Genomic DNA, 4,662 nt, shown 5'->3' on the forward strand with positions numbered 1-4,662 from the left:
AAGAAGATGATTATTTTAAGATGAAACAAGTATTAGTTTAAATTCACTGGAGGAAAATCTTGTTCAAGAAAAGTAAATTACACGGTGAATTTTTTATGCGTGGAGATATCGCTTGCGCCGAGGGTGCTATAGCTGCCGGCTGTAGATTCTTCGGTGGGTATCCGATCACACCTGCATCAAAAAAGCAGAAATAATTGCTTACGAAGACCTTGGTGCATAAGCTATCAGAAAATTGGAAGTTGAAGATTTTCCTTGCATTGTTGCGAACGATGTGAAAGGCAACGATCTGTTTGTTCAGGGAAGCAATAAATACAAAGAATAGCAAAAGCCATAAATTCGCGGTTCTAAAAAATAATATAATTTTTTATATATTACATTAGAGATTATTTTTTCGGATTAATTTTCTTGACAAATATGTTTGTGCTTTCAGAAAATAATATTTTAAAATTTATCATAGAATATGATTTCAATATTCAAAATCCCAAAATTCAAATTATCAAATTTAAAAGATATGGAGTAGACGTATGAAAATTGGAGTATATGTATGCCACTGTGGTGGTAACATCTCAGAAATAGTAGATGTGGAAAAAGTTGCAAAGTATGTTGACAACCAAGATGATGTTGTATTTGCAAAACATTACTCACATATGTGTTCCGAAGATGGACAACAGATGATCATAAATGATGTCAAAGAGCATAATTTAGATCGAGTTTTAGTCTCTGCTTGTTCGCCTCTTTTTCACGGTGAAACTTTCAAGAATGTAGCTAAACAAGCTGGATTGAATCCATATCTGATTGAGATGGTGAATATTCGCGAACAATGTGCTTGGGTACATTATGATGATTTGGAAAAAGCTACCGAGAAAGCTACAAATCTTACAGAAATGGGTATAGACAGGATTCGCAACAACAATCCGTTAGAAGAAATCAAGATGGATATTGGTAAGAGTGTTTTAGTAATCGGGGCTGGAATTGCTGGTATTCAGGCGGCTCTGGATTTGGGAGACGCCGGATATCAAGTACACTTGGTTGAAAAAGATGCTTCGATCGGTGGCAAAATGGCTCAGCTTAGCAGGACTTTTCCCACCAACGATTGTGCCGCTTGTATTCTTAGTCCCAAAATGGCGGATGTAACAACAAATAAAAATATAACCCTACACACTTATTCTGAAATTACTAAAGTTGATGGTAATTTGGGTAATTTCAAAGTTTCTTTGACCCACCATCCTGCCTTCGTGGATTCTGAGTCATGTGTATCATGTGGTTTGTGTGCAGAAGCCTGTCCCGTATCGGTTGATGACGAATTTGAGTGGAAAATAAGTAAGAGAAAAGCAATTTATATTCCCATGGATTTTGCGGTACCCAACAGATATCTCATTGATGTTGAAAATTGTTTAAACCAAAAGGCACGGCGTAAATCCGGCAAAACTAATGTTTGCAGACTTTGCGAAAAAGTATGTCCTCAGAATTGTATTGATTTTGAAAACAAACCAGAGTATCTGGAACTTGATATTGACGCAATTATTGTGACAACAGGGCACGATGTGTTTGATGCAGGTCGCAAACCTGAATACGGTTACGGAAAATATGAAAATGTTTTAATTGCACCTGAAATGGAAAGAATAATTGTTAAAAAATCCGAAGGGGCAGAAGTGCGCGATATTGGTAAAAAAATTGCCTTCATTCAATGTGTGGGTTCAAGGGATGAACAAATAGGTAATGAATATTGTTCTCGCGTTTGCTGTATGTACGCCACCAAATTATCCCAACTTATAATGCATTCAGCCCAAGTAGCCGGAGCAGATAAAGATATTTATGTTTTTTATACTGATATGAGGACTTTCGGAAAAGGTTACGAGGAATATTATAAGAGCACCCAGAAAATGGGAGTTAAGTTTATTCGAGGAAGACCAAGTGAAATTTTTAAAAATCCCGGATCAGAAAAAGTTAATCTGCGAGTAGAAGATACATTGAATAGACAAATTATTGAAAGTGAATTCGATACGGTTGTTCTCTCGGTGGGATTGGAATTAAGTGCCGGCAGTAAAAAAATTGCTGATATATTAAAGATTCCTAAATCAACGGACGGATTTTTACAAGAAGCTCACCCGAAATTTCGCCCGGTTGATACCCAGAAAGATGGAATTTTTATCGCCGGAACTGCTCAAGGACCAAAAGATATACCTGATTCGGTTGCTCAAGCCAGTGCAACCGCTGCGAGAGTTATGCGTCTATTAAATCAAGGTAGCATTACAATGGACCCGCGTAAAGCATTTGTCCATCCTGAACTTTGTGACGGATGCGGAGAATGTGTTAGCAGTTGCCCATACGACACCATTTCAATGAATGCTGATAACATCGCGGTTGTTGATCAAAATAGGTGTAAGGGCTGTGGAATGTGCCTCTCATCCTGCCACTCGGATGCTCTGGATCTGAACATGTTTACCAATTTCCAACTTTTTTCAGAAGTAAAAGCTGCTCTGAAAGATAAGAGAGAATCAGACAAACGGATCATCGTTTTTGCAGACAGTATTTGTACATATAAATTATCGGATAGTGTAGGAAATGCCAAAAACAAATACTCTGTAGATACGAGAATAATCAGAGTTCCAAGTTCCAGTAGAGTTACTCCAAAATTGATTCTTCAAAGTTTTGCTCTTGGTGCAGACGCAGTATTCCTTGGTGATTGTGAGAAAAAGTCCACCCCATTTTTGGGAAGCATTGACGCTGTAGAAAAAAACATTAAATTGGTCAAAAAGAATTTGGAAATTGTCGGGATTTCACCGGATAGAGTTGAATTTTTTCAATTTGTTACTGTGATGCTGACAAAATTTCCAATGCTGCTAAATAAAATGGAAACAATAGCAAAAAATAAAGGGACGATACCTCATGAGAAACGAATAAAAATCAGTAATTCATTACAAGAATGGTTATTCCCGAAGAATAAGGAGATTTAATGTTGAAGACAATTAGGCTTGAAGATGAAAACACTCAATTTTTGAAAAAAGTTGAAAGCATTAGTGGTGAAATAATTACCGTTTGTGATCAATGTGGCGTATGTAGCGGTAGCTGTCCATTCACAGATGATATGGATATCACACCAGCAAATATGATGAGAAAAGTTCAACTGGGACAGTCTGATGTATTGGAGACTGAAACAATCTGGATATGTGCTTCGTGCTTGCGATGCATGGCACGCTGTCCTCGCGGATTAGACCTTTCAAAAGTTGCAGAAGCTCTAAGGCAAATAAATCTCCGAACAGCAATTAATCATATCAAAGTGGAAGATATTAGTCCCGAAGAAGCCAAAAGATTGCCGGCTATTGCCTATGTCGGTGCTTTTAGAAAATTAACAGGTTAGGGGCGGAATCAAATTATGAAAAATAATAATACTCAATTAATGAAAATACCTTATTTCCCGGGTTGTACTTTGAAAGATCAGGCGAAGAACTTTGAACGATCTGCCCTTGACTCCGCTAAAATTCTCGGGATAGAATTTGTAGAAATACCTAAATGGATTTGTTGTGGTACAGTTGAATCATTAACTTCTGACGATGATATGCACCATATCGCCCCTATGCGAAATTTTATCAGAGTCGAAGAGATGAATTCCCAAAAAATAGTTGATAATGAATATCGGATGTTAACTCTCTGTTCAATGTGTTTTAATACCTTGAAAAGAAGCAATCAATTTATTAATAACAATGATCAGGAAACTCTAAAAAAATTGAATGATTTCATGTACCTCGAAGAAGATTATCAAGGTAAAGTTGAAGTTATTCATTTTTTTGAATTGTTGAGAGAAATTGGTTTTGAAAAAGTAGCACAGAAAGTGAATGTCCCTCTAAAATCGCTTAAAATCGCACCGTATTATGGCTGTATGCTGCTTCGTCCCCCTGATATCGGAATTGATGATGCGGAAAATCCCAGTATAATTGAAGAATTCATTTCGTCAATTGGTGCTGATCCGGTTGATTTTAATTCCAAACATCGCTGCTGCGGAAGTTATCATACTATTAGCAAAGTACAAATTGTGATTAATTCAGCAAAAAAAATTATTACCGATGCCAGAAATCATGGTGCTGATGCGATTATAACCTCTTGCCCTCTTTGTGCATTTAATCTGGACTCCCGCCAAAAAGAAATAAAAGAACAAGATGATTCTTTTAAACAGATGCCCATATTTTATTTTAGCCAGCTTTTGGCTCTCGCTTTTGGGCTGGACAAAGATAGTTTGGGACTTGAAGATAATTATATCAATCCAGAACCCTTACTAAAAGAAAAAGGGCTGTTGTAAAAAGAGTAAGCGCTAATTTCACAAATTAATATAAATAAATTATAATATTAAAATGATAATAATTAGAATGCGTCCGTAAACTCCGAAACCTTGCGGATGGTTCTAAACCTCCGCAATGGTTGAGATATGTAAACGACCACCATTGCGGAGGTTTGGAAAAAAACCATCCGCAAGGTGCTTAATAATACGACCTTATGGAAGCCGCTAATTAGTATCTATCCGTAAAGTGCTATTTTTCGACCTTACCCCGACCCTTCCGCCAGCTGGCGGATAGAGGGAGACAAAAGTTCCCCTTCTCTTTGAAGAGAAGGGGTTAGGGGATGAGTTGTAAAAAGGATGAAGAATATATTTTACTTGATATGCTA

The 4,662-nt window shown here is 37.0% G+C and carries 4 protein-coding genes and 1 pseudogene; all 5 read left to right on the forward strand.

Features of this window, described 5'->3' with window-relative positions:
* The first annotated feature begins 59 nt into the window (after window positions 1–59).
* Window positions 60–194, forward strand: coding sequence for a hypothetical protein (locus tag U9P79_02905; protein MEA2103578.1), 135 nt, complete (start codon window positions 60–62; stop codon window positions 192–194).
* Window positions 176–322: pseudogene (locus U9P79_02910) on the forward strand (fumarate hydratase C-terminal domain-containing protein). The gene U9P79_02905 and the pseudogene U9P79_02910 overlap by 19 nt, the downstream one beginning before the upstream one ends.
* A gap of 202 nt (window positions 323–524) precedes the next feature.
* Entirely contained in the window at window positions 525–2,957 is a 2,433-nt protein-coding gene (locus U9P79_02915; protein ID MEA2103579.1) for a hydrogenase iron-sulfur subunit, read from the forward strand.
* Entirely contained in the window at window positions 2,957–3,361 is a 405-nt protein-coding gene (locus U9P79_02920) for a 4Fe-4S dicluster domain-containing protein (GenBank protein ID MEA2103580.1), read from the forward strand. Before U9P79_02915 ends, U9P79_02920 begins: the two co-directional genes overlap by 1 nt.
* Window positions 3,362–3,376: 15 nt before the next feature.
* Window positions 3,377–4,297, forward strand: a complete 921-nt coding sequence (locus U9P79_02925) for a CoB--CoM heterodisulfide reductase iron-sulfur subunit B family protein (protein MEA2103581.1) — start codon at window positions 3,377–3,379, stop codon at window positions 4,295–4,297.
* Window positions 4,298–4,662: the final 365 nt, after the last annotated feature.

The sequence above is a fragment of the Candidatus Cloacimonadota bacterium genome, from assembly GCA_034661015.1.
Lineage (GTDB): Bacteria > Cloacimonadota > Cloacimonadia > JGIOTU-2 > JGIOTU-2 > JAYEKN01.